At 36.0% G+C, this 25,295-nt stretch carries 19 protein-coding genes; 12 read left to right on the top strand and 7 right to left on the bottom strand.

Going from position 1 to position 25,295, the window contains the following annotated elements:
* Positions 1–273 precede the first annotated feature (273 nt).
* The 3 genes from GQR44_RS03980 to GQR44_RS03970 form a co-directional block, all read right to left on the bottom strand.
* On the bottom strand, positions 274–1,431 hold the full coding sequence (locus GQR44_RS03980) for a crosslink repair DNA glycosylase YcaQ family protein (protein WP_166369479.1): 1,158 nt from the start codon (positions 1,429–1,431) through the stop codon (positions 274–276).
* 467 nt (positions 1,432–1,898) lie between these two features.
* Entirely contained in the window at positions 1,899–2,147 is a 249-nt protein-coding gene (locus GQR44_RS03975) for a DUF3297 family protein (RefSeq protein WP_166369477.1), read from the bottom strand.
* 270 nt (positions 2,148–2,417) lie between these two features.
* On the bottom strand, positions 2,418–4,487 hold the full coding sequence (locus GQR44_RS03970) for a GGDEF and EAL domain-containing protein (RefSeq protein ID WP_166369475.1): 2,070 nt from the start codon (positions 4,485–4,487) through the stop codon (positions 2,418–2,420).
* Between the two features lie 758 nt (positions 4,488–5,245).
* Between GQR44_RS03970 and GQR44_RS03965 the strand changes: the two genes are divergently transcribed.
* From GQR44_RS03965 to GQR44_RS03955, 3 genes are all read left to right on the top strand, one after another.
* Positions 5,246–6,091 (top strand): ADP-ribosylglycohydrolase family protein, encoded by an 846-nt coding sequence (locus GQR44_RS03965; RefSeq protein WP_166369473.1) that lies wholly within the window; start codon positions 5,246–5,248, stop codon positions 6,089–6,091.
* 349 nt (positions 6,092–6,440) lie between these two features.
* The gene (locus tag GQR44_RS03960; RefSeq protein ID WP_166369471.1) at positions 6,441–7,394 is read left to right on the top strand and encodes a DUF808 domain-containing protein; all 954 of its coding nucleotides are present in this window, start codon (positions 6,441–6,443) and stop codon (positions 7,392–7,394) included.
* 10 nt (positions 7,395–7,404) lie between these two features.
* The gene (locus GQR44_RS03955; RefSeq protein ID WP_166369469.1) at positions 7,405–7,794 is read left to right on the top strand and encodes a hypothetical protein; all 390 of its coding nucleotides are present in this window, start codon (positions 7,405–7,407) and stop codon (positions 7,792–7,794) included.
* Between the two features lie 126 nt (positions 7,795–7,920).
* Here the strand turns inward: GQR44_RS03955 and GQR44_RS03950 are convergent, their stop codons facing one another.
* Complete coding sequence (locus tag GQR44_RS03950; protein WP_166369467.1) at positions 7,921–9,003, bottom strand: alpha/beta hydrolase; 1,083 nt, start codon at positions 9,001–9,003, stop codon at positions 7,921–7,923.
* A 483-nt stretch (positions 9,004–9,486) separates the two neighbouring features.
* Here GQR44_RS03950 and GQR44_RS03945 point away from each other — a divergent pair, with 483 nt between their 5' ends.
* From GQR44_RS03945 to GQR44_RS03935, 3 genes are all read left to right on the top strand, one after another.
* The gene (locus tag GQR44_RS03945; RefSeq protein WP_166369465.1) at positions 9,487–10,077 is read left to right on the top strand and encodes a TetR/AcrR family transcriptional regulator; all 591 of its coding nucleotides are present in this window, start codon (positions 9,487–9,489) and stop codon (positions 10,075–10,077) included.
* 446 nt (positions 10,078–10,523) lie between these two features.
* A complete protein-coding gene (locus GQR44_RS03940) occupies positions 10,524–11,072 on the top strand; it encodes a carboxymuconolactone decarboxylase family protein (protein WP_166369463.1) in 549 nt (182 codons plus the stop codon).
* 486 nt (positions 11,073–11,558) lie between these two features.
* Positions 11,559–13,286 carry a 5'-nucleotidase C-terminal domain-containing protein gene (locus GQR44_RS03935; protein WP_166369461.1) on the top strand — a complete coding sequence of 576 codons (1,728 nt, stop codon included), beginning with the start codon at positions 11,559–11,561 and terminating at the stop codon, positions 13,284–13,286.
* 94 nt (positions 13,287–13,380) lie between these two features.
* Here the strand turns inward: GQR44_RS03935 and GQR44_RS03930 are convergent, their stop codons facing one another.
* Positions 13,381–14,250: an ROK family protein gene (locus GQR44_RS03930; protein WP_166369459.1), complete on the bottom strand. Its 870-nt coding sequence runs from the start codon at positions 14,248–14,250 to the stop codon at positions 13,381–13,383.
* A 447-nt stretch (positions 14,251–14,697) separates the two neighbouring features.
* On the opposite strand from GQR44_RS03930, the gene GQR44_RS03925 reads away from it, so the two are divergent.
* The 6 genes from GQR44_RS03925 to fbpC all read left to right on the top strand — a co-directional run bounded on the left by GQR44_RS03925 (position 14,698) and on the right by fbpC (position 23,119).
* On the top strand, positions 14,698–15,324 hold the full coding sequence (locus GQR44_RS03925; protein WP_166369457.1) for a response regulator: 627 nt from the start codon (positions 14,698–14,700) through the stop codon (positions 15,322–15,324).
* A 4-nt stretch (positions 15,325–15,328) separates the two neighbouring features.
* Positions 15,329–17,023 carry an MASE1 domain-containing protein gene (locus GQR44_RS03920; protein WP_166369455.1) on the top strand — a complete coding sequence of 565 codons (1,695 nt, stop codon included), beginning with the start codon at positions 15,329–15,331 and terminating at the stop codon, positions 17,021–17,023.
* A gap of 189 nt (positions 17,024–17,212) precedes the next feature.
* Positions 17,213–18,541, top strand: a complete 1,329-nt coding sequence (locus tag GQR44_RS03915) for an MFS transporter (RefSeq protein WP_166369453.1) — start codon at positions 17,213–17,215, stop codon at positions 18,539–18,541.
* Positions 18,542–18,725: 184 nt separating this feature from the next.
* Positions 18,726–19,763: an ABC transporter substrate-binding protein gene (locus tag GQR44_RS03910; RefSeq protein ID WP_028870172.1), complete on the top strand. Its 1,038-nt coding sequence runs from the start codon at positions 18,726–18,728 to the stop codon at positions 19,761–19,763.
* A 167-nt stretch (positions 19,764–19,930) separates the two neighbouring features.
* On the top strand, positions 19,931–22,027 hold the full coding sequence (locus tag GQR44_RS03905) for an iron ABC transporter permease (RefSeq protein ID WP_166369451.1): 2,097 nt from the start codon (positions 19,931–19,933) through the stop codon (positions 22,025–22,027).
* Positions 22,028–22,045: 18 nt separating this feature from the next.
* Positions 22,046–23,119, top strand: a complete 1,074-nt coding sequence (gene fbpC, locus GQR44_RS03900; protein ID WP_205962954.1) for a ferric ABC transporter ATP-binding protein — start codon at positions 22,046–22,048, stop codon at positions 23,117–23,119.
* A gap of 111 nt (positions 23,120–23,230) precedes the next feature.
* Here fbpC and yghU read toward each other — a convergent pair whose 3' ends face one another.
* Together yghU and GQR44_RS03890 are read right to left on the bottom strand one after the other, a co-directional pair.
* Positions 23,231–24,097 carry a glutathione-dependent disulfide-bond oxidoreductase gene (yghU, locus tag GQR44_RS03895; RefSeq protein ID WP_166369449.1) on the bottom strand — a complete coding sequence of 289 codons (867 nt, stop codon included), beginning with the start codon at positions 24,095–24,097 and terminating at the stop codon, positions 23,231–23,233.
* A gap of 24 nt (positions 24,098–24,121) precedes the next feature.
* Positions 24,122–24,799: a glutathione S-transferase family protein gene (locus tag GQR44_RS03890; RefSeq protein WP_166369447.1), complete on the bottom strand. Its 678-nt coding sequence runs from the start codon at positions 24,797–24,799 to the stop codon at positions 24,122–24,124.
* Between the last annotated feature and the right edge of the window lie 496 nt (positions 24,800–25,295).

The raw sequence follows: 25,295 nt of genomic DNA, 5'->3' as shown, positions 1-25,295 counted from the left end.
TTCGTCCCTCTTTTAAAGGTTGCGCTTTTTAACACTCTCGAGACAATAAGAGTACCCATTCACAAGCTTCTTGATTTGTTAATTTATATTTTAATTAATACTCATTTCTGATGCTTTCACCAGTTGGAGATTCGACACAAGATTTGATTACCTTAACCAGTTCGTAATTTCATCATAAAATTAATAAATAGCCATTAAATTCTGTACACAGATTCGATTTCTTTGGTTGATACTGTTTTAAAAAAGCTACGGCAATTAACCTTTGAGTCTCATTTATGGTGTATTCGATACTTTGTTGATGACATACCTCTGGCATCCATTAAATTTAGCAAAACTGATTAGTTCTATATCAAGTGCTTCAAAAAAGGCTTCTTGGTTTTTTAATTTAGGTTCTAAATGTAAATGGTTAACGTTGAGTACATTTTCTGTTTTATCTACTTTACAATCGGCGCGAGCAACTAAATTTCCATCCCATATAATAGGCAAACAAAAATAACCAAATTGACGTTTAGCCTCTGGTACATAGCACTCTAATAAATAATCAAATTCAAAAATAGTACGGGCTCTTTTTCGTTGTATGAGTAGATTATCGAACGGAGAAATAATCTTAGCCTGCTTTTTATTGAGCCTATCATTGAGTAAATTTAAAGCACTATCACATGTAAAAAAAGGTGTTTTATTAATAAGTATACGCTCTATTGCCTTCGACTCTACTAACTCATTAAGTGCTTGGGTTATTTGTGCTTTACTATTTTTTAGTAAGTAAGTTATTTCACTTAATGTGCCAAATCCATGTGCTTTTAGATAATTTAAGACTAAAAACTGCCCATGTTCTTCATTGGTTGGGATTGAAGTATTTATTGTATTAGGGAGCACTCGCGATGTTAAATCGTACACCTTATGAAAATTTTTACGCTCGGTGATCATTAAATCCCCCTGCATAAATAACATTTCTAACGCTTGTTTTGTTGGCTTTGCTCCCCAGCCATTACTTTTAATATTTTGCGATGCAAAGTCTTTCGCCATCAATGGTCCTTCGCTCTCTATTCGCGTAAGGACATGACTCATCATTTTTTTATCTTTGGTGAACCAGTGTTTTTGTTCACCTCGTTTTAGGGCTGCTTTTCGTAGCAAAGTAAATCGATAATTTTGCATGGGTAAATAGGCTGCTGCATGCGACCAGTATTCAAATACTTCTTTATTTGCCACCAGTTGATCTAAATGATCGATGTTGTAATGAGAATTGCGGCTAAAAAGCGTGTGGTGATGTGCGCGTTGCACCACTGAAATTGTATCTATTTGCACATAACCAAGCTTATTAAACACAGCTAATGTTTTATCTAGCTTATTACCCGTCTTTGAAACTTTTGAAAGTAAACCTTGAGAAAGTAATGATAGTTTTTTAGCTTGAGATAAAGAGAGTGATTTCATAAATTTCTATTTAGATGTTTATTTACCAGAGCATTTAAGAGAGTAACTGAAAGTATCTAAAAAAGCGGTTAAGAGAATCAATAATTAGTAATTAGTAATTAGTAAAAACACTATTGCTTCTATGCTTATCTTACTTGCTTATAGTGGTATAGCTTGTAGGTAAGTAGCTTTATTAATCAGTGAACAAAAGAATTATACAGATATGAACGCTGTGCTGTTGTGTAGAAAGATGTAACTTAAACATAAAAATAAACTTATATTCAATTTTTGGTCTTTCTAAAAAACATACAGAAAAGATTTAACTACAGATGAAGATTACCTTTTTGCACAGTAAGTATTACAAAAAGGTAATTTGAAGTTTAAACGCCCAAACGATTTTTATCGAAAGCCGCCTATTCATTGATTAATAGTAGGCTAACAAAAAATCATTTAGCTAAACATTTAGCTACACTTTTAATTTCAGCATTTTAACCATAAAAAGCTTCAACTGTGCCTTTTACTGTTTTCATTAGTGGGTGTCCACGACGGTCTAATGCTTTATGTGCAGGTACTTTTACCCATCCTTCGCTAATGCAGTATTCTTCAACATCGAAACGTTGTTTACCATTAAGTTTGATACCGATTTCATGTTCAAAAATTTCAGCTACATGATGTGGACTGCGAGGATCAACTGATAGGCGATCTGGTAAAGCGGGTAAAGATTTAGTGTCGTTCATTATATAAGACCTTTGATAAGAAAAAATAAAACTGCGCAATTGTAGTCAATATAACGACCACGCTCAATACTTGTTATGATAAAAAAACATGTTACTTTATATTGCTATGGCGCTATTTCTAGATTCGCATAATAACTTGGTTACTTTATTGTAATTTAAACAGAATTAAACATGACATTAACAAAAACTTGATCTTAAAAGGCTTATTTTGTTTAGAGTACTATTCTAGTTAGCTTAATTAGTTACATAAGAAATGCATTTTACTATTTATTATTTACTATTCTGCCACTCTATTTTTTTAGGGATAAACGGTTGTTGATTAGAATCGCTTAAAATATCCCTTAAATCCTTCCAAAGCAGAGGCTTACTGAATAAATATCCCTGAAGCATATCGCAGCCCTGCTCTAATAGGAAAGCGTATTGTTGATAGGTTTCAATCCCCTCTCCGACTGTCTTTAATTGATATGACTCTGCAATTGAAAGAATCGCTTTGATCATAGTTGATGTTGTTTTATCCGCTGAATTTAGGTTATCAATAAACGTTTTATCTATTTTTAAACAACTTACAGGGTAGTTAATCAATTGTGAAAATGCCGTATACCCTGTTCCAAAATCGTCCAATGTGAGATGAATACCTAGATTGTGTATCTCCTCTAGTGTTGAGACACTCATTAGATCCGCTTCAACCAAACAAGTTTCAGTTATTTCAAGTTCAATTGTTGTTGGATCTATTTGGTATAACGACATTAGCTCAGTAAGTTGTTGTACAAAAATTGGATTATGTAACTCTACAGATGAGATATTGATACAAAATACTAAAGGATGTGATTGTAAAAACGTGGATTCTTTTGTTATTTTTTTAAACGTTGTCTCAATAACCCATAAATCGATGCTTTTAATTAGGTTATATTCTTCTGCTATAGGGATAAAAACATCGGGGCCAATCCCTAATAATTCATGCGTATTAGCCCGAATTAATACTTCGACACTGACTACTTTTAAGCTTTTAGCATCCAATATAGGCATAAAATTTAAATGAAATTGGTCGTGGATAATGGCATTTTTAATTTTTTCAGCAGTTTGTTTACGGAAAAATATATCTTGTGAAACTGTTTCGTTAAAGACTTTGAAACAATTCTTACCTTCTTTTTTTGCGTAATACATTGCTGAATCGGCCCTTGCTAATAAACCGTCAAATGTTTTTACATCTGCACTTAATTTAGCAATACCCAAACTAGCACGGGCGTAAGTTTCATGTTCTTCGAGCGCAATTGGAGCATCCCAAACCCCAAGTAAATTTTTAGCAAAAGTTTTTATTTGATGATCTTTTAAACCTATAACCACTAATGCAAATTCATCACCTGATAATCTTGCAAAGGTAAATTGAATACCTTCGATTGAATCTAAATAATTTTGTACATAATGTGAAAAACTAATTAATAACTGATCCCCTACTTGGTGGCCATAGGTATCATTGACTTTTTTAAAATCATCTAGATCCAAATAGAACATATGAAAACATTGTCTAGCCATCCCCATGAATATTTTTTTATTGGTCCAGGCACTGATACCTTGACGATTATATAACCCAGTTAATGAATCGGTAATCGATATTCGTTGTAAAATATTACGTTGTAGCGTGACCAAAAAGATGATCGTGATTAACCAGATTAATAAAATTAATTTGAGTAAGTTCGCTTCTGAGATTAATTTTCCATATAAATCGATACGTTGGATTTCAATATTATAATCACCAATAACATTCATACTGTCAGTTAATATCTCTAAATAAGAAACATTGGTTAATTCAACTTGGCTATTGGTGAAGCCAATTTTGTATTGTTCAACCCACCAATTATCAACTTGAAGAGCGTCGAAAGGAATGTCGACAGGAAGTTTATGCCTATTGGGATTATATGAAATACTATTAAATTTTAATGACACCGAGTCTTTTAAATTGGAGTACTTGTCGTTAAAATTTCTAAATGAAATTTTTAATTTGGCATTATCAACGGGTGCGGTATATTTTATTGAAACTGACATTCGGTTGTATACACTCAAATCTAGACCATTATTTCTTATGCCATCGGTCAATGGTATCCCTACACCACAAAACTCATATCCATCTTGATTGGTTAACTTACACTGTAAAGATACTCCCGCATTATCTATAAAATGTGAATCGACATGCGCACTTTTCAACAGTAGTTTTACAGAATCGTTGCTTTTAATTAATAGAGGATACTTGGTATCAACAATGCCTAATCGGTGGGATAAAATTGCAACTATAGATAAACAAAATAATCCAATAATGACCTTTACATTAATATCTGCAAACACAGCGGATCCTTTTACTAATAATAAATAATAAAGAATAAAGAATAAATAATAATGAAAACCTAAGTAACCGAGCCTAGATTTGTAAAATAAAAATGCCTTAACCAATTTCATGAAAATATGACAATTAATATACATGAGTTAAAGTGTCTTTAATATCATTGATATAGATATATGCTATTTACTGAGTAAAATTGATATTAATTTTTTCCTTCTCTTAAGAGGTATGCTCTAATACTTTATAAAATGCCTGAATATTCATTAACTTTTAATTTATATGCCACCAAGTGCTACACAAAATAAACTAATAGATTAGGCCATAATGAAATGAGCCAACCAATGATGTTAAAGGGTATTTTTGATCAAGGTAAGCTGATGAAGTATTCTTAATGAAGGTACTGTTGATCGAGGTAATGCTGATAATAGTGATGAAAAATGCTATTACAGACATTATTTACCAAAATTAAATAGGAAAATTTTATTCAAATAAAATGGTAATTTATTTGAAATTTGATGTAGCTAACAAGTCGCGACTAACTCTTATGCTGTTGTTATTATTCATGATATAAGTGTATCACTTATAAGTTTTATTATTGATGCACCACAATTTTGCCTATAGTCCCCGAATATTTTGTTTGTTAAACAATTTTTTTGAAAATGATTAACCGTAAATTCCTGTTTTACGGCTAATCATATAGTCTTCCAACAATACTGGTTTTTGAATACAAGGGATATACGATGAGAGGCCAAGGAAGGAAAAGATGTTATTAGTTATTGCAATGGCCGATGCTTATGGTGCCGGATTTGAATTTACTGAAACAGATTATATTGAAGAAAAACATTGTCTTACACAATATCATCAGCCCTGGTTAGATAAACGGCCAGCAGGTTCTTATACCGATGACACTCAAATGACGCTCGCCATTTGTGAGCTAATGCTTAACGTACAAAACACGTGGAGCGAACTGTTAGTTGCAGAGTATTTTTTAAAAGTATTTAAACGAGACCCTAGGCAAACATACTCAGATAACTTCTATCACTTTTTATTAAAGACAAAGACTGCCGATGAATTTATTGACACTATCTATGCTGATAGTGTGCGTAATGGTTCTGCCATGCGTTCGGTACCATTGGGTTTAATAAAAGATAAAACCGAGATGCTGGAAAAAGCGCGCATTCAAGCGACTGTTACACACAACACTCACGAAGGGATAATAGCCTCTCAAGCCGTGGCGTTAGCTGTTTATTATTTCGTTAACAAACTAGGTAGTAAACAGGGTTTATTTGAGTATGTCTGTTTACAGACCAATGAGTTCTTTATTGAAGATAAAGTCGATCGAACGGAATGTGATGCCATTGATACTATTGATGCTGTATTAACCGTTTTATCTCAATCGGGCTCCCTTTCAGAAGTATTAGATAGAGCAATCATGTTGGGAGGAGATACTGATAGTGTTGCTTCTATTGCTTGTGGTATTGCATTTTTCAGTGATGAGTATGATAAAGATTTACCTGAATTTCTGTCACGAGATCTTGAAAATGGCCCGTTTGGTAAAGATTATTTAATACAATTAAACCATCAACTTTTATCACGTTATTTACCTTAAGTAATATCATTCCGAAAACTAAAATTAAAAACAATAGCCAATACAATCTAAGGTTTAAAACGACAGTTGTACGCAACTTATGATTAAAATATTGGCATTACAACGACCTTTTCGCTTTAAAGAGAAGAGACAAAACATCAATGTAAACCAAAGTTTAATTTCGATGTCTACTTGACCATAGGTATTGATTTATGCCTTTTTCATTCAATTAACTTCTAAAAATCATAAAGATAACACTGAGCCTTTGAGTGTTACTGTTATATAGTGACGGGTCGGCTTAAATAATTGTCTAGCTGGCCCTACTCAAAAAAAATTTTGTATTTATTGCTTTACATAAAAAAGGATAACGATGGCTGGATTAAGTTTATTAGCGTTACTAGACGATATTGTTGCAGTACTAGACGATGTTGCATTAATGAGTAAAGTCGCGGCTAAAAAAACAGCAGGCGTTTTGGGCGATGATCTTGCTTTAAACGCACAACAGGTTTCAGGCGTAAAAGCCGATAGAGAGTTACCCGTAGTTTGGGCGGTTGCTAAAGGTTCTCTATTAAATAAAGCTATTATTGTACCAATTGCATTATTGCTCAGTGCTTTTTTCCCTTCAGCCATTACTTTTTTACTCGTCATTGGTGGATTATATTTATGTTTTGAAGGTTTTGAAAAAGTAGCGCATTCTTTGTTTACTCTTCATGAAAAACAAGACATCAATCAGCAAGTTAAACAACAACGTATCAAAGCAAATGCGGATAAAAATATCGACCTCGTGGCTTTAGAACAAGATAAAATTAAAGGCGCGATTCGCACGGACTTTATTTTATCAGCCGAAATCGTAGTAATCGCATTAGGTACTATTGCCGGTGCAGACATATTAACTCGCGTATTGGTGCTGATTGCTTTAGCCATTGGTTTAACTGTTTTTGTTTATGGTTTAGTGGCTGCGATCGTCAAACTTGATGACTTAGGCCTATATTTGCTTAAAGGTGCAAATACTGAAAATGAAAACACGTTAAAAACGATGCTAGGTAATTTTCTATTAGCTTTTGCCCCATTATTAATGAAATTTCTAGTCATTGTAGGCACCATCGCGATGTTTTTAGTCGGCGGTGGAATAATCGTCCATAACATCTATTTCATAGCGGAGTTTGTGCATCATATTGAACATTACTTTTTTGCTCTTAGCTATCTCTTTGAATATATTGCCCCAACCATATTAACTGGGCTAGTCGGTATTGTTGCGGGTGGTGTATGTTTATTATTACTAACGTTAGCTTCAAAATTACTATTATTATTACCTAAAAAATAATGAGTCAATAATGAAAACCTTACGTTATTTTCACAAAGTGCCATTACGCGTTTTGCGTATCGAAAAACTCTCGCTTAGATTAAAAACTAGGCGTGCAATGATTAAGCTAAAAATTGCTCTAGCACAGGAAAAACAAGAAACGATTTTGATGTTAACCACCTATAAAAATTATACACAAGGCCAAGCTAGCAAAGCAGAGATGAAAATGGCCAATGATCAAATGGTCAATGTATTAAAAGGAATAGGCTTAGGAGTGTTTGCAGTTTTGCCTTTTGCCCCTATTACTATTCCTATGATCATAAAATTAGGCCGTTTAGTGGGTGTTGAGGTTCTGCCCAGTGCTTTTATTGGCAAGAAAGAAGTTGTTAAGAAAGAGATTAATAAGAAAGATAAAAAATAATAATTAGCAGAGATTTAGAGTCACTTAGTTCTAAAGTTCATATATGAAACATTAAAAAGGCCAAATGAGTGGCCTTTTATATTTACAAAAAACTATGCAGAAAGCTATACCTGATCAGATAGTCAATTATAACTTGTAGGTATTCATATCAACTTGGTAATCTAATAAGGATTCAACGACTTTTCCGTTAAACATACCTTCAAAAATAACCTTAAGTGCATTGTTTTCATTGACCGACTCTCCCTTAAAATAAGTATGATCGGTGCCAATGCCGTTGACATCGGTAACGTCTATATACGCGGCATTGGGACTATTTAGTTTTTTCAGATACGCACCTAATCGCGCTTTTTGTTCTTTTCCCGGTTTGATACGTGATGCTCTCAGTGCAGAATCGTTTTCATTAATAACAACATACACTCTTTTCCTTACATCAAGTTTTTCTACCCAATTAGCATGATCTTTATTGTTAGTATCAGCAGCAACCAAGCAGATATTATCAAACACCAATCCTGAGGTTTCGTTTTCACTGGTTGAAAGCGTATGTTTTAGAACGTAGTTCCCCATACTGTGACAGAGTAAATTGATTGTAACGGAGCAGTCTGCTGCCATTAATTTGGTAAAAAGAGAAGCTTCCGCATTTGGGTTATCCGGATGTTTGTTAAATGCCTCTTTTTGACGTCTAAGCTGTAAAGAATGTGTCAATAACAAATGCAGTTGTTGAATAATGCCAATGGTGCGATTAAGTGCACCAGCTGAAACTCGTGCATCAGATTTATCACTAAGATACGCGCCTGTTCCTGAAATAACACCACCTCCATTTGCAGGCCAAGTAAATGGCACAACAATCACATTGTATAAAGATTCAATCTCATAGGCGGCTTTTAAAACATCCTCAACGTCATTGTTATAACCATGTACAAAAAATAAAATGGATTTTTGCTCTGTGCTAGCACGTTCAAAGAGTTCACAGGCGACTTCAAGGCTCGCATACCAATCTTTGTCAATATCAATATCAAGGTGATATTTTGATTTTAGTTGTTTGACTTTACTGGCAGTTAGTTTGTCATCAAGCGGTTCTACTTTCCATCCGTTGTCTAATTTATCGACCCTAACTAAACGTAATTCATTAGGTCCTTTAACATTAGGGGATTTACCAAAGCATTTTAAACTGCTTGCTTTAGATAATTTACGATTAGTAATTAAGTACATAGCACTCTCCTTATGATTGTCTCTAATTAAACTAATATTTTGCAAACACAAAGAGCAGGCTCATATCTTCATTAAATAACTATTTTGACTATCATCTACGTTATGTAGTCACTGTCAGCATAATATGATTTTTCAACCTTTTTATAGCAACTCCGACGATCTACACATGCAACTTACGGATCACTGTCTGCACTGAAAACTTACACCTATCAACCATCAAGCACAGGTTACTAGGTCACATATAAATAATTAATATGTGACTTTATATATACATTTAACGTTTTCACTTCAAAACAATACTTAAATAGGTAGAAAATATGATTAGCTAAAGATCACTAAAGTGCAGTTATTGATTAAAATATAGAGTCATTTGAGTAAATTTAATTTAGCAGGTAAAAAGTAAATCATGAACAAAGAGCATGGCAAGATTAATTTGTTAATGTATAATGAACGAGTGTTCTATTATTAATTTAAGAAATCGATATGAGTAAAAATGCTAAGTTTGATCGTACAGAGGTCATTGAAAAAGCGACTAATTTGTACTGGGAAAAAGGTTACCATGGAACATCTATGCGTAACTTACAAACGGCTATTGACCTTCGTCCAGGTAGCATATACGCAACTTTTGGCAGTAAAGACAATTTATTCAAAGAAGCAATAAATCACTACGCTGCACAAACAGGTAACTTATTACAAGATTGTTTAGATCAATCTGCAACGCCATTAACAGGTCTAAAATTATTTATTAAGAAACTTATTATAGATAATCTAGATGGTAAACCTAGTTGTATGTGCATGATTGTAAAGTCGCTGTCTGAATTAACTGAAAGTGATAACAAAGAGCTTTTAGATGAAGTAAAAAAAATACTCTCTAATATAGAAAATAGACTGGCTGGCATTATTACAGATGCTATTGATGCCGATGAGTTAGACCAAAGCAAAGATGCAATGGAACTCGCAAGCTATCTGCAAGTACAAATCATCGGGTTAAGAACTTATGCTCGGTTAAACAATAACAAAGAAATAGTTAACAAGTTTATTGATCAAATATTTGTGGGTGCACCTTTCCATTAATATGCGCATAAACTTTTAAAGTTCATTAAAGCCTGTTTAGTAATTAAACGGGCTTTTTACACTACAGCACTTATTTTTTAAGTACTCCCAATACATTTAACTATATTCAACTATATTTAACTATATCAACTACCTTAAATAATATTAAGATGCCTTAAACTACATTAGCGAACTAATCCCCACTGCATTTTACTTAAGCTCATAACTTAAACCCCAACGTATTTATCTCGAACCAATTAGCATTTTTATACTTATTACAATATGGATGCGAATTAAAATGCAAATAAAACGATAAATAAGTATGTTTTGCCCCCTTAATTTGAACGATTGTTCAGAACCGGCTTGAACAATCGTTCATGAGCGTTTATAGTAGTCTCACTTAAGAGAATGAACTTCTCATTAAAAACTAATTTCGATAATGATTCATCACTAGAGAGAGTAAAAGAATGAGCGAATTTAAAATCCATACAGTAGAAACGGCTCCAGCAGACAGTAAAGCAATTCTTGAAGGTGCAGTTAAACAAATGGGCGTTGTGCCTAATCTTTTTGGCACAATGGCTGAATCTCCAAATCTTTTAAAAGCCTACACTCAGCTTAATGAATTATTTACAAACACTTCTTTTAATGCAGAAGAGCTAACGGTTGTATGGCAAACAATCAATGTAGAACATGAATGTCATTACTGTGTTCCTGCACACACAGCAATCGCGCATTCAATGAAAGTAGATGCAGCCATTACAGACGCTTTACGTAATGACACTGCTTTGCCAACTGCAAAACTACAAGCATTAAAAGACTTCACATTAAGCATGGTACGTGACCGTGGTAATGTGCCAGCAGCTGCAATGGAAGCATTCTTCTCAGCAGGTTACGGTCAGCAACAAGTATTAGAAGTTATACTTGGTTTATCTCAAAAAGTGATCAGTAACTATGTCAACCATGTTGCAGAAACGCCAGTCGATCCAATGTTTGAGTCATTTGCTTGGAAGAAGTAATTACAACGTTAACGGTTTGAAACTTAGCAAACTATTGCTTTAGTTTTAGGGTACTTGTTGTTATCAACAAGTACCCTTTTTTATAGCCAGATATAAATGGGGATTTTATTAGACTCTAAATAATACCGTTCCTTGCTGTTCACCAATATCGATACAATATCTACACTGTAAGTAAGTGGATAATAATTGGTTTTTCGCCCCCTCGCACTTAAACCAGTAACCCCCTCTACTTTAGTTAATATCCCCCTCATATAAAACACATCACGCATAAAAATTTACAATGTAAAACCCATGTATATTTTGCCAATATAAGCTTAGTGCTACCTATTCAATTGATTAGTTTATTATTATTGGTAGAGTGTGATTTAATTAAATATAGGTTAAGCAAAAAACATACAGTAAAAACATATTAATAATATTGTCACGATTAATACGTTACTATCAAATGAAACAGTACTTAGATTTAAATTATAAAAATGAAGGTTTATGATAAAAAACAATAAGCCAGTGAGAATAACATTGGCACATATCAATGATACGCACTCTTACTTTGAACCCCAGGCATTACAGTTACAACTTAATATCGACGGGGAAAAGATCTCTCCGTATGTTAGTAATGGTGGCTTTTCGCGGATCGCGACGCGGGTTAAACAACTTAAAACTAACGCATTAGCACATAATCGAGATTTTTTATTTGTGCATGCTGGCGATTGTTTTCAAGGCACATTGTATTTTTCTTTGTTTAAAGGCAAAGCGAATGCCGAAATGCTCAATGCATTAGGTATTGATATGATGACGATTGGCAACCATGAATTAGATATGGGTAACGAACCAGTTGCGACCTTTTTGGATCGGATCACGTTTCCGTTGTTAGCGGGTAACTGGGATTTATCGAACGAATTAAGCACTAAGTCTCATCGGTTAAATGGTCGTTCAAACTTACTCTCTTATCAACCTAAGGATAAGACTGCACAGTGGATCACGCGTATTGTAGATGGCGAGCCGATTGCAATATTTGGGCTTTCAATCGACAAGATGGCTGATATCGCAAATGTAGACTTAGACACACCCTTTATTGATTCTTACCAAACAGCCATTAATACTATTAAATCAATTCAAGCAACGGGCATTAATAAAATAATATTATTAAGCCATCTAGGTTTTCAGGGTGATTGTGATTTAGCAGACAAAGTAGATGGTATTAGTTTAATAGTCGGAGGTCATACTCATGTTCTGCAGGGCGATTTAAGTGATTTAGGGTTTAAAAAAGAGTCTGAGTACGGTTTAAAAATTAATGATACTTATATTGTTCAAGCAGGATGCCATTCACAGGCGCTTGGCCATTGTGAAATTGACTTTGCCGCCGATGGTTCAGTCACTGCTTTTAATGGAAAAAATGAGTTATTAATAGGTCGCCGGTTATGTACTGATAAAACCCTGTTAAGCACTCATGAGGATCAACTCTATAACAAAGCCAGCCTTTACCTTGCGCAACATAAAAATGTGGTCGTGTGTAAAAAAGATCTACAACTGCAAAGTTTGCTACTTGATAAATATATCCCCAGAGTCCGTGAGTTACAAAGTACCGTGATTGCAACCATCGCTGAGAATATGCGGCATATTCGTATACCAGATGTGCAAGGAGGAAGCGATATTGCGCCTCTAGTTGCAGAGTCATTTGTTCATATGATGAATCATAATGGGCATCAAGTTGATTTTGCAATCCATAATGCGGGTGGCGTAAGGTCATCTTTAAACAGCGGTAATATTTCAGTAGCAGATATTGCAGGTAAGTTGCTGCCTTTTGTTGTGCCTACTGGTGTTTATCGTATCAAGGGGAAATATATTGCGCAGGCTTTAGAGGGTGCAATTAATAATGCGACCAATAATGGAGTCATGGGAAGCGGGTCTGGAAGTTATCCTTATACTCATAACCTGAGTTTTCGCTATTATAATGAACGGCCTACGGGTCAACGTATTGCTAAACTGTTTATCTATACAAAAGCTAACGGTTGGCAACAGATTGACCATGAAAGCTTTTATTATGGCAGTTCTTCCGCTTATACCATGAAAGGTAAAGAAGGCTACGATGCATTGACTATGATGGAAGGTGAAGGAATTATTACTCAACATTCAATGGCAGACTGCTTTATCCATTTTATTAAAAATAGCGCAAACAGTCTGATCCTTAAGTCTGCAGCAAAAGATCAGTAAAGAGCGGAAATAAAAGAAGATTAACTCTCTTTTTAATGCTTGCTTAGCAATTTAAGGCTTAATTATTTACATGGCTAACTTCAGTCAAAAATATTTAAGCTTTAATTGCAAGTGCAATACCGCCGCATATACCAGCATTATCACCCAATAGTGGAGGTACTATATATTGATCAATATGCGTCAAAATTTCTGCTTTACTAACATAACCGTTCAACATTTCTTTCACTTTTTGTCTGATTAAAGGGAATAAATGGGTTTGCTTCATTACTCCACCCCCCATAATTATCTTTTCTGGGGAGAGGATGAGAATATAATTAACCAGCGCTTGTGCTAAGTAATAAGCCTCCATTTCCCAAGCTTGATGTTCAACGGGTAATGTATTTGCTAACTCACCCCAACGCTTTTCTATAGCGGGCCCTGCTGCTAATCCCTCAAGACAATCACCGTGAAATGGACAAGTACCTTGATAATTATCATCAGGATGTCTTCTCACAGAAATATGGCCCATTTCAGGATGTAATAAACCATGCACCCTGTTACCTTCGATCACCGCGCCAGCACCAATCCCTGTACCAACAGTAATGTACAATGAAGATGATAACCCTTTTGCTGCACCCCAATTTAGCTCACCAAGCGCGGCACCATTAACGTCGGTATCGAAGCCGATGGGTAAATCAAAGTGTTGTTTCAATACGCCTATTAAGTTGTAGTCGCTCCAATTTGGCTTGGGTGTTTTTGTAATGTATCCATAGGTGGGTGAATCAAGGTTAGGGTCAATTGGACCAAAAGAGCCAACACCTAATGCTTGAATAGGTTTATCTTTAAAAAAAGCGATCACTTGCGCAAGGGTCTCATCTGGAGTGGATGTTGGAATAATTACTTTTTCTAAAATGTTGCCTTGTTCAGTACCTATTGCACAAACAAATTTTGTACCACCTGCTTCTATTGCACCAAATAACTTCATGGCAACCTCTTCTGTTATGTATCAATTTAATTTCTATTTAGCTTGTCTTTGTTTTTACTTTTTATATTTAATGTTTTGTGAATATTGAAACACAGACGCTTTGGACAGTCATCTAACATTGCAGCTAAACTTGAGTCTTGCACTTATTCTTAGCATTGTAATCTAAGCAGAGTAACTATTATGAGTACTGCAACTATTATGAGCGCAATAACTTTGATTTTTTATGGCTAACAATAAAAAATTAGCATTAAAAATTTAATTTCTATGATGAAACATCACTTAACTAATCTGTAGTTAGGTTAAACTCTGAAAAAATAATATCAGTTACTATTCCTTAATTTACAACTGATTGCATTAACAAACTCCCGTGGTACTACAAGCTTAGGCTGGATCAATAAGCTTGCAGTAACCTACGCACTTTAGATGTTTTTATTACAAGGGTTTTAGATGATTTCCGTCGCGTTAGTTGATGATCATATTATGGTACGTTCTGGCTTTGCCCAATTATTGAGTGTTGAACCAGATATACAAGTACATAGCCAATATGGTTGTGCTTTAGATGCTTACCAAGCACTCGCGAATACTACATTAGATGTTGCTGTTATTGATATTTCAATGCCCGACGAAAGTGGCCTAGTGCTATTGGGTAAGTTACGCAAAGTACAACCAAATTTTAAAGCCATTATTTTATCTATTTATGACTCAGCTTCCTTTGTTAGCCAAGCTATTGAAGCTGGTGCCAGCGGATATTTATCGAAACGTTGTGGACCAGGAGAATTAGTTGCGGCGATCCGAACCGTGGCTAAAGGTGATCGTTATTTATGCGCGGATGCATTATTTAACTTAAGTAATGCCGCAGCAACACCATCACCATTGAATGCGTTAACAAAGCGCGAAACAGAAGTATTTAATCACCTGATTCAAGGTAAAGATGTAAAAAATATTGGAAATGAGCTTTTCATTAGCCACAAAACTATACACGTACATAGAGCGAATATTCTTAGTAAGCTAGACCTTCAAAATAATGTTGATCTAATTCGTTTTGCACTTCGGCATAAACTATTGGCAGAATAAGTAAATGGCGATTAAGTCCCCTCTAACTGAGACCAATCAAGATGTGTTCAACAATTACATCATTGGTGAACACAGCCTCTCTAAGCTCGCTTTTGTTTATATATTTAGCTTTTTAATTTATAGCATTAGCTGGTTTTGTTTATGGAACATTAGCCGTTATTTATCGCCAGATATTTTATTAGCGGGTTTATTGCTACCTACAGGGTTAAAATTAATCACATTCACCCTCGCGCCGCGTAGTTTGTGGCATCTTTTTATGATGAGTGAATTGTTTATTGTTGCTAGTTTACTTTATCTCTTGGGAGAAAGTGAACACGAAAACTTATTATTCATGTTTGTTTTTTTACCCTATATTATTGCCATACCGTTTAGTCACTATTGGAAGCATTTAGAGACCTATTGGCAAAAGTTGCTTGCGCTATCTGCCGTTACTATCCTTTACAGTTTAGTTTGTGGCTTAGCCCTTTTACTACTTGCGAAACCCTTAAACTTGCCCTTTAGTTATGTATTTTCAGCGACCATTTCCGCATTAACAGGCGGGATTTTGTTAGCCCCGTTTTTATACCTGCTTTATGACTATCTTCAACATAAATTGTGGTTACCTTTAAGTCCTATTCTGATCCATCAAGAGATCCGCTTGCGCCCCTCTGCCATCATCTGGGGAATAGGCTTTTTTAGTATCGGCCTGGTTGCAGAATTAACGCTATTAGAAACAATGAAACCCTTGGTACTGTTAATTATATTATTACCAAACATTTTTATGGCCTACAAATACGGTTGGCAAGGTGGTGTATTAGCGGGTGTGATTAACAGCATACTGTTAACTACCGCGAGACAAATCACAGGCACCTTTGAGTCGGATCAAGAATTACAAATTTTTATGACTAGCCAAGCGCTAGTTGGATTAGGTTTAGGGATCGCCATCAGCAGACAGTATTTATTATCTGAACAACTACAACGGGTGAACTGTGATTTAGCAATGGAGCTTTCTAATAAGCAACAGTTAACACAGCAACTAGTTCAAGCGGAAGAAAATATTCGCAAGTCTGTGGCTCGTGAATTACATGATGAAATCGGCCAAAATATTACAGCGATTCAAATCCAAGCAATGCTTGCAGGCAAAGTAAGCCAGGATAAAAATAGTCAAGATATCGCAACCACGATTAACACATTAGCATTAAGAATTCACAGCTCTACTCGGCAACTATTAACTCAGTTGCGCCCTCATTCCCTTGATGAATTAGGCTTAGAAGATGCCATTAGACAACTAAGTGCAGAAATGCGCTTTGCCGATAGACGTATTGATTTTAAACTAAATTTTGGTTTATCTGCCACTAAACTTGATGATATTACCGCTGTTACGCTATATCGAATTGTGCAGGAATTATTAAACAATGTCAGTAAACATGCGCAGGCAAGTGAAGTGCAATTAAGTTTATTACCCGGTGAAGTGTTTACCTTAGAATTACGAGACAATGGGATCGGATTGCCTGAACAATGGCAAAATAAGGGGCAAGGGCTTAAGGGGATCAAAGAACGGACCAGTGCATTGGGTGGAAAAATAAGAATACAAACCCGAGAAGTACAAGCAGACCAGCATCAGCAATCGGCAACAAGGTTAACAAACTTGAAGACCTCTTACCCCGGCACCCTAATAACCATTCATTTACCCGTAAAAGCCTTTTCCAGCGCAGACTAAAATGACAACAACTAAAGCCATTAATAATGATCTAATAGGTAGTTAAGTAGGAAAGTATTATGTTACCTAACCCACAACTCTGGGCCTTACACAGTAAAACTAGGAATTTTTCTTAGTCATTTAGAAATTAGTCTCACTCTTTCACCAACACCATTCAGTACCATCGTTTTCAGTTAGGAGAATTTACACATGATGGGTTTTTTAACCTCTGAGCAACCCGCTAAAACGATAACTAATCAAGTACAGATTAATGCCACTTATCAATACTGGCGATTGCACTTAATGTTATCTATGTATCTTGGTTACGGCATGTTTTATTTTACGCGTAAAAGTTTGAACTTTGCGATGCCAGCTTTACTTTCCGACCTTGGGTTAGCGCATTCCGATATCGGCTTTTTAGGTACACTTTTTTATATTACTTACGGCCTATCCAAATTTTTTTCCGGGATGGTCAGCGATCAATCAAAACCTAGTTATTTTATGGGATTGGGGTTGATAGCAACGGGCATTATAAATATTGCCTTTGGTTTGAGTTCATCGTTATTTATGTTTGCCACATTGTGGGTAGCGAACGCCTTTTTTCAAGGTTGGGGATGGCCACCTTGTGCCAAGCTATTAACTACTTGGTATTCTCGTTCTGAACGTGGTTTTTGGTGGTCTATTTGGAATACATGCCACAATTTAAGTGGCGCGTTGATCCCTATTGTCATTGGTTTTATAGCGGTCTCTTGGGGCTGGCGTTATGGATTCATTATGCCAGGAGTTGCGGCAATATTAGTTGGCATTGTTTTATGTTTCAGAATGCAGGACAAACCAACTAGTTTAGGTCTACCTAGTGTCGGCGAGTGGCGAAATGATGCACTTGAAAAGCAACACGAACAAGAAGGTAAAGGATTAAGTTTTAAAAAAATCCTGACTGTTTATGTATTAGGTAATAAGTATATATGGATTTTATGTAGCTCTTATTTTTTGGTGTATATCGTACGTACCGCTATTAATGATTGGGGAAACCTTTATTTAATGCAACGACATGGATTTGAACTTTTTTCAGCCAATGCGGCTGTTTCCATGTTCGAAATAGGCGGTTTTCTTGGGTCATTATTTGGAGGTTGGGGATCAGACCGATTTTTCCGTGGTAACCGCGCTCCAATGATTTTGATTTTTGCTTTGGGTATTTTCGCTTCTGTTTCTGCCCTGTGGTTAACACCTGTAGATAATTTTGTGGTGCTATCGGGTTGCTTTTTTTCCATTGGTTTCTTTGTATTTGGCCCTCAAATGATGATTGGAATGGCAGCCGCTGAATGTTCACACAAGAATGTAGCAGGGACAGCAACTGGGTTTGTAGGATTATTTGGGTATTTAGGCGCAGCACTTGCTAGCTACCCACTTGCTTTAATTATTGAACGATTTAATTGGGAAGGTTTTTTCAGTGTCATTACTTTATCTGCAGCTTGTATTGGTTTACTAATCTTACCTTTTGTAAAAGCACAGGATGTGCGAGATAACGCGAATGGGTAGCCGTATTGTTGTTACTTGCTAACGCTTGTGTTTTCTTGAAAAGAAAATTTAGAATGTTTTAACACCATTATTCATATTTGTATTAGCAGAATAGTTGAACGGAATAACGAGACTAAATGCTTTGGCATTATTTATTCACACAGTGAAATATTAGTTTTTTATCAAAAAAAGGAAGGGAAAGAATATGAAAATTAGCACTCAACGTACTTTATTAGCCGCTTGTGTTCTAGGCTCCACAATGACCATTGCACCACAAGCCGTTGCTGAAGGTCGACTTGTTGTTTACTGCAGTGCAACCAATGCAATGTGTTCTGCAGAAACTAAAGCATTCTCTGAAAAATATGATGTCAAAACTTCATTTGTACGTAACGGATCTGGTAGCACGTTTGCTAAAATTGAAGCAGAGAAAAAGAACCCTCGTGCCGATGTTTGGTATGGCGGTACGCTAGATCCACAATCTCAAGCGGGTGAAATGGATTTACTGCAACCTTATAAGTCTCCTCAGCTTGAATTCATTATGGATCAATACAAAGATCCAGCTAAGCGTAAAGGTAATTACTCATCTGCCGTTTATATGGGCATTCTTGGTTTTGGTGTGAATACTGAACGCCTTGCAGAGAAAGGGTTAGAAATCCCACGTTGTTGGAGTGACCTGACTAAACCAGAATACAAAGATGAAATTCAAATTTCTGACCCACAAAGTTCAGGCACTGCATACACTGCATTAGCAACCTTCATCCAACTTTGGACTGAAGATAAAGCGTTTGATTACTTCAAAGCATTAGATAAAAACATCTCTCAATACACTAAATCAGGTGTAACACCATCTCGTAACTCTGCACGTGGTGAAATCGCAATCGGTGTAGGCTTCTTACATGACTATTCACTTGAACAATCTAAAGGTGCACCATTGGAGCTTATTTCTCCTTGTGAAGGAACCGGTTATGAAATTGGTGGTGTGAGTATTATTAAAGGTGCTCGTAACTTAGATAATGCAAAACTTTTTGTTGATTATGTATTATCAAAAGAAGGCCAAGAGTTAGCTTGGAACAAAGGTCAATCGTTCCAAATTTTAACCAACACAACCGCAGAGCAATCACCTAATGCGCTGGACCCTAAAAAACTAACCTTAATTAATTACGATATGAATAAGTACGGATCATCTAGTGAGCGTAAACGTTTAATCGATAAATGGGTAAACCAAGTAAAAATGGGTGAATAACCTTCACTTAGATGAGCAGTATTAGTACTGCTCATTTCCCCTTAATATTTTATTTTAATTCTATTATCAATCACGATTACAAATTACATTTCCACTTGCTGCAGTTCGGGAATACTTAATCTAACAAATTGATTAAAAATAACTTTTTATTAACTCGGTATTTTACAATGAATGATATAACAGATAAATCATCTACTCGTCACCGGCCTACTCCTGAACATCGAGATCCTATTTTTTATTGGGTTTTAGTGTTACTTGCCGGCTTTATATTCCTCCCCAGTTTTTCACTCGATTATGGGGTGTTCGATTCCACTTTTGAAGAAATTAACATGGCTATGGGCTGGAGCTCAGCTAATATTTCTTGGCTATGGTTTATCTTACCGCTCGGTTTATTAATTCGCCCTCGTAAAATACAAAACAAATACGCCAAAAAACAACATTGGTTCGATATTGTTTTTTCTATTTTCTGTATGTTTATAACGCTACTTTCATCTTGGTATACTGAACAAGGTTTAGGTTACTCCACGATTGTTCTATTCATTGCCCTTGGCGCAGTAATGACACTCGCCTTTTCAAGAATGGAATACCTTGGTGGTGATGTGTTTATTATTGCATCACTCATTTCCATCATTATATTAATCTCTACTTTTATCATTTATCCAAGTATTGCTATTTTTGTACCGATGTTTCAGGATGATGCTGGCAATTTTGTACTGTTCCAGTTCCTTGAAATACTCACCAAATCGCACATTATACAAATTATATTAAACTCGGTTATGTTAGGCACATCAGTTGGTATCGGAGCCACTTTTTTTGGTCTCATTTTTGCCATTTATACTACGCGTATTGCAAAACGTTCTGCATTTATTGCGCGCATATTTTCTATTCTACCGATTGTAACTCCACCCTTTGTTGTGGGTTTAGGCGTCACATTAATGTTAGGTCGTTCAGGTTATATTACTGAATTAATGGCCGATTGGTTCGGTTTAGAACAAACTAACTGGTTATATGGTTTTACTGGTATTTGGATGGCTCAAGTACTCGCTTTTGCACCTATGTCTTTCATGATTATTGACGGTGCAATGAAATCTTTACATCCTTCATTAGAAGAAGCGTCATATACATTACGTGCTAACCGTTACCAAACCTTCTTTCAAATTGTGATGCCATTATTAAAACCTGCATTGGCTAATTCCTTTTTAATCATCTTCGTACAATCTCTTGCTGACTTCAGTAATCCATTGGTACTGGGTGGTAGTTTTGATGTATTAGCAACACAGATTTATTTCTACATTGCGGGTGCTCAACTTGATTATGCTTCGGCAAGTACTTTAGGTGCAGTGCTACTGTTATTCTCTTTAGCTATTTTTGTAGTGCAGTATCTATGGATTGGTAAACGTTCATACGTGACTATTTCAGGTAAGTCTTACCGTGGTGATGTTCAACCACTACCACCATCGTTGAAACTAGGTGTATCGGGTCTTCTATATTTTTGGATGGCCTTTAATGTGCTTCTTTACGGTAGCATCTTTTATGGCAGCTTTACGGTTAACTGGGGTGTTGATTACAGCCTGACATTTAATAACTACATCAACCTATTTGGTATGGGAATGAGTGAGGGAGCTTGGCCTTCTTTAATCACTACCATGACTTATGCTGGTATTGCCGCACCAATAACTGCTTTCTTCGGTTTATTGATTGCTTACATAGTGGTTAGACAACAATTCCGTGGCAAAAAAGTCATTGAGTTCTCAACCATGCTTTGTTTTGCTGTACCTGGAACAGTTGCAGGTGTGTCGTACATACTAGCCTTTAATGATGCGCCAATTTATCTAACGGGAACGGCCGCGATTGTGGTGATATCAATGGTGATGAGGAATGTGCCCGTTGGGATACGCTCTGGTATAGCAGGACTGGGACAATTGGATAAATCATTGGATGAAGCTTCATTAAGTTTACGCGCTAATTCTTTAAAAACGATTATCCATATTCTACTTCCGTTATTAAAACCAGCTATTTTATCGACACTGATTTATAGCTTTGTGCGTGCAATGACCACAGTAAGTGCCATTATATTCTTAGTTACACCGGAAACGCGTGTTGCCACTTCTTATATTTTGAATCGTGTTGAAGATGGTGAATACGGTATCGCTATTTCCTACGGATCAGTCCTGATCGTGGTGATGTTAGCAATTATTTTGATTTTTGACTTCCTTGTTGGTGATACCCGTGTATCTCGTTCTAAAGCAACCAACCAAGAATAATGACTGGAGTAACGATTAATGGAAAACAGTAAAATGGAAAATGAAAACTTCGTAGTATTAAAAAATATCTGCAAAAAGTTTGACGATAAAGAAGTCATAGGCAACTTAGACTTAGAGATCAAAAAAGGCAGTTTAGTTACATTATTAGGTCCTTCTGGTTGTGGGAAAACAACAGTATTGCGTTTAGTGGCTGGATTGGAAAAGCCCACCAGCGGTCAAATATTTATTGATGGTGAGGATGTCACCAATACTTCGATTCAACAGCGTGATATCTGTATGGTATTTCAGTCCTATGCACTATTTCCTCACTTATCATTACACCAAAACGTTGCCTATGGATTAAAGATGCTAGGCATCTCTAAAGCTGAAACTAAACAACGTGTTGATGAAGCATTAAAATTAGTAGATTTAGAAGGCTTTGGGGAGCGTTATGTGGATCAAATATCCGGTGGTCAACAACAACGTGTGGCACTAGCCCGTGCGCTAGTATTAAAACCAAAAGTGTTGTTGTTTGATGAACCTCTCAGTAATTTAGATGCAAATTTACGCCGTAGCATGCGAGAAACCATTCGTGAACTACAGCAACGTTTCAACATCACTTCTTTGTATGTAACGCATGACCAAACAGAAGCATTTGCCGTGTCAGATACCGTGATAGTAATGAAAGATGGCAAAATTATGCAGCAAGGTTCGCCCACTGAGCTTTACAAAAATCCAGCGTCGATGTTTATGGCAAACTTTATGGGTGAAGCTAATATCTTCCCAGGTGAGTTTGATGGTGAACAAATTAACATTAATGGTTACAAGACCCCTGCCGATCCGACCATGGTTGAAGGTTTTAAAAGTGGAAACTATTTAATTGGCGTTAGACCTGAAGCGATCCTATTAACTAACCAAGGTGATGAAAGTCAACGTTGCCAAGTGAACAAAGTTGCTTATATGGGGGCTATGTACGAAGTGAGTGTAACTTGGCAAGAGCATGAAATATTATTGCAACTTAACTCTTCACAATTTAATGCCTCTTTAGCTGAACGAGCATTTTTAACGATTAATCCAACGGGCTTATTTTTATTGCCTGCCGATGCTAAATAGTTAGATTACAAAATATAAAAAGGCCAAGTAGGAGATTATCTTACTTGGCCTTCTTCTATAAGCACTTATTTAGCACTTGCATAGTACGTACGCCCACTCGACGTTTAAGCTTTAAACCTCTTTTGGTTTTTTAGCTAATACTGCATCAATATCTGCAGCTGAATGACGCTCAGGAACTTGTTCCCAATCCTCACCCCAAGAACGGTTTATTATACGTCCTCTTTGTACACCTTCTCGCGCTTCAAGCATTTTTGCCCATCGTAAAACGTGCGTATAAGTGTCAACTTGTAAAAACTCTGCAGCATCATATAAGTTCCCAAGTACTAGATTTCCATACCATGGCCATATTGCGATATCAGCAATCGTAAACTCTTCACCCGCTACATAAGTATTGTTAGCAAGTTGCTTATCTAATACATCCAGTTGACGCTTAGCTTCCATTGCAAAACGATTGATTGGATACTCAAATTTTTCATCTGCGTAAGCATAAAAATGACCAAATCCACCACCCAAGAAAGGAGCTGAACCTTGAGCCCAAAATAACCAATTAAAAGTCGTTGTTCTCGCCGCACCTTTTGTTGGTAAAAAATGCCCAAATTTCTCTGCTAAATGAACTAAAATTGAAGCTGATTCAAAAACATTAACAGACTGTTCACTCGATTTATCCACCAGCGCTGGAATTTTAGAGTTAGGGTTTGCACCCACAAATCCTGAAGAGAATTGCTCACCTTCACCAATATTGATCAAGTAAGCATCATACTCAGCTTCTTTAACACCTGCGGCCAATAACTCTTCAAGAAGAATAGTGACTTTTTGACCGTTAGGTGTACCTAATGAATAAAGTTGCAGCGAATGGTTACCCACAGGCAATGCTTTTTCATGAGTGGCACCAGAAACAGGACGGTTAATGCTCGCCCATTTATTGCCACCTTCGGTGTTTTCAACCCAAACTTTTGGTGGTGTATATTGTTCAGTCATATTAATTCCTTAGCAATGTAACGATTAAACCTTAGGATAGTTTGATGGGAAGAATGCCCGTTTAGCTTCTTCATCAAACTCTTTCTTAAATGTGATGTTTTTACCCATCTCTCTAGCTCGTGCTGCTGCTGGACGACTATTAATACTATCAAACCAACGTTTAATATTAGGGTAAGGTGTTAGCCCTTCTTCGCCCAATACTACTGGCGCTTTATCAATCCAGCCCCATGCAGAGACATCGGCAATAGTATACTCTTCGCCAACAATATATTCACGCCCAGCTAAATGCGTATCTAACACTTCATAATGACGTTGCGCTTCACGTAAATAACGGTTAACTGCATAATCATTACCTTCTGGTGCCGCATGACGGAAATGTACACATTGACCAGAATATGGACCAAGACCAGAAGCAATAAACATTAACCAAGAAAGCATTTCAGCACGATCACCAGGTTGGCCAGCCAATTTTCCAGTTTTTTCAGATAAGTACATCAAAATTGCATTTGAATCAAAAACACGTGTACCGTCATCCTCAATGGCCGGTGCTTTAGCATTTGGATTTATTTGACGATATTCAGGTGTGTGTTGCTCTCCTTTTAAAGTATCAAGTGCAACTAACTCAAATGGAAGGCCAGTTTCTTCTAGAAATAATGCTACTTTCATTGGGTTTGGTGTGTGGTGAAAATAAAACTTGATCATGTCATGCTCCTTTTTATGATGATAATATTGAAACACATACAGAACGATCGTTCAATAAAATTTTAATAGATTATTAAAAATTAATATTGAAAGTGATACATTTAACATTAACTGTATAAATAAACAGTTAAGTGATAATGCAATGAAAAGCGGATAATCATATTAACCTACTGATTTAGTATAATTTGTTCGATTAATAAACATTAATGCTTCAAATATGTGTTAAATGTTTGAGAGTTTACTATTAAAATAAAAATTGCCCATTTAGCTGTATGCATATACAGCTTTCGTTGCAATTTATGACGAGTGTAATATATGGCATTAATTACTAGGTATTAGTGATTAGTTAGTAGGTATTGGACGTAGGTAATTAGGAATTGAATGTTAGACATTAACAGTGATATTTATTAACACTGGAATTTGATATTAACCGCTATCACCCTCTTTGGAGATAGCGGTTAACTTATAGATATTAAAATGTAGGTCTTAAATTGTA

It is taken from the genome of Psychromonas sp. SA13A (assembly GCF_011378715.1).
Taxonomy (GTDB): Bacteria; Pseudomonadota; Gammaproteobacteria; order Enterobacterales; family Psychromonadaceae; genus Psychromonas.
The sequence above is the reverse complement of the archived record's forward strand: the minus strand, read 5'-3'. Positions and strand labels throughout refer to the sequence as shown.

Excerpts from the sequence above, each read along its gene's own strand:
- GQR44_RS03945 (WP_166369465.1), top strand. The coding sequence starts at position 9,487 with ATGAGTAAAAATGCTAAGTTTGATCGTACAGAGGTCATTGAAAAAGCG.
- GQR44_RS03980 (WP_166369479.1), bottom strand. The coding sequence starts at position 1,431 with ATGAAATCACTCTCTTTATCTCAAGCTAAAAAACTATCATTACTTTCT.
- fbpC (WP_205962954.1), top strand. The coding sequence starts at position 22,046 with ATGGAAAACAGTAAAATGGAAAATGAAAACTTCGTAGTATTAAAAAAT.
- GQR44_RS03935 (WP_166369461.1), top strand. The coding sequence starts at position 11,559 with ATGATAAAAAACAATAAGCCAGTGAGAATAACATTGGCACATATCAAT.
- GQR44_RS03940 (WP_166369463.1), top strand. The coding sequence starts at position 10,524 with ATGAGCGAATTTAAAATCCATACAGTAGAAACGGCTCCAGCAGACAGT.
- yghU (WP_166369449.1), bottom strand. The coding sequence starts at position 24,097 with ATGACTGAACAATATACACCACCAAAAGTTTGGGTTGAAAACACCGAA.
- GQR44_RS03915 (WP_166369453.1), top strand. The coding sequence starts at position 17,213 with ATGATGGGTTTTTTAACCTCTGAGCAACCCGCTAAAACGATAACTAAT.
- GQR44_RS03950 (WP_166369467.1), bottom strand. The coding sequence starts at position 9,003 with ATGTACTTAATTACTAATCGTAAATTATCTAAAGCAAGCAGTTTAAAA.
- GQR44_RS03920 (WP_166369455.1), top strand. The coding sequence starts at position 15,329 with ATGGCGATTAAGTCCCCTCTAACTGAGACCAATCAAGATGTGTTCAAC.
- GQR44_RS03890 (WP_166369447.1), bottom strand. The coding sequence starts at position 24,799 with ATGATCAAGTTTTATTTTCACCACACACCAAACCCAATGAAAGTAGCA.
- GQR44_RS03960 (WP_166369471.1), top strand. The coding sequence starts at position 6,441 with ATGGCTGGATTAAGTTTATTAGCGTTACTAGACGATATTGTTGCAGTA.
- GQR44_RS03910 (WP_028870172.1), top strand. The coding sequence starts at position 18,726 with ATGAAAATTAGCACTCAACGTACTTTATTAGCCGCTTGTGTTCTAGGC.
- GQR44_RS03925 (WP_166369457.1), top strand. The coding sequence starts at position 14,698 with ATGATTTCCGTCGCGTTAGTTGATGATCATATTATGGTACGTTCTGGC.
- GQR44_RS03955 (WP_166369469.1), top strand. The coding sequence starts at position 7,405 with ATGAAAACCTTACGTTATTTTCACAAAGTGCCATTACGCGTTTTGCGT.
- GQR44_RS03965 (WP_166369473.1), top strand. The coding sequence starts at position 5,246 with ATGTTATTAGTTATTGCAATGGCCGATGCTTATGGTGCCGGATTTGAA.
- GQR44_RS03930 (WP_166369459.1), bottom strand. The coding sequence starts at position 14,250 with ATGAAGTTATTTGGTGCAATAGAAGCAGGTGGTACAAAATTTGTTTGT.
- GQR44_RS03905 (WP_166369451.1), top strand. The coding sequence starts at position 19,931 with ATGAATGATATAACAGATAAATCATCTACTCGTCACCGGCCTACTCCT.
- GQR44_RS03975 (WP_166369477.1), bottom strand. The coding sequence starts at position 2,147 with ATGAACGACACTAAATCTTTACCCGCTTTACCAGATCGCCTATCAGTT.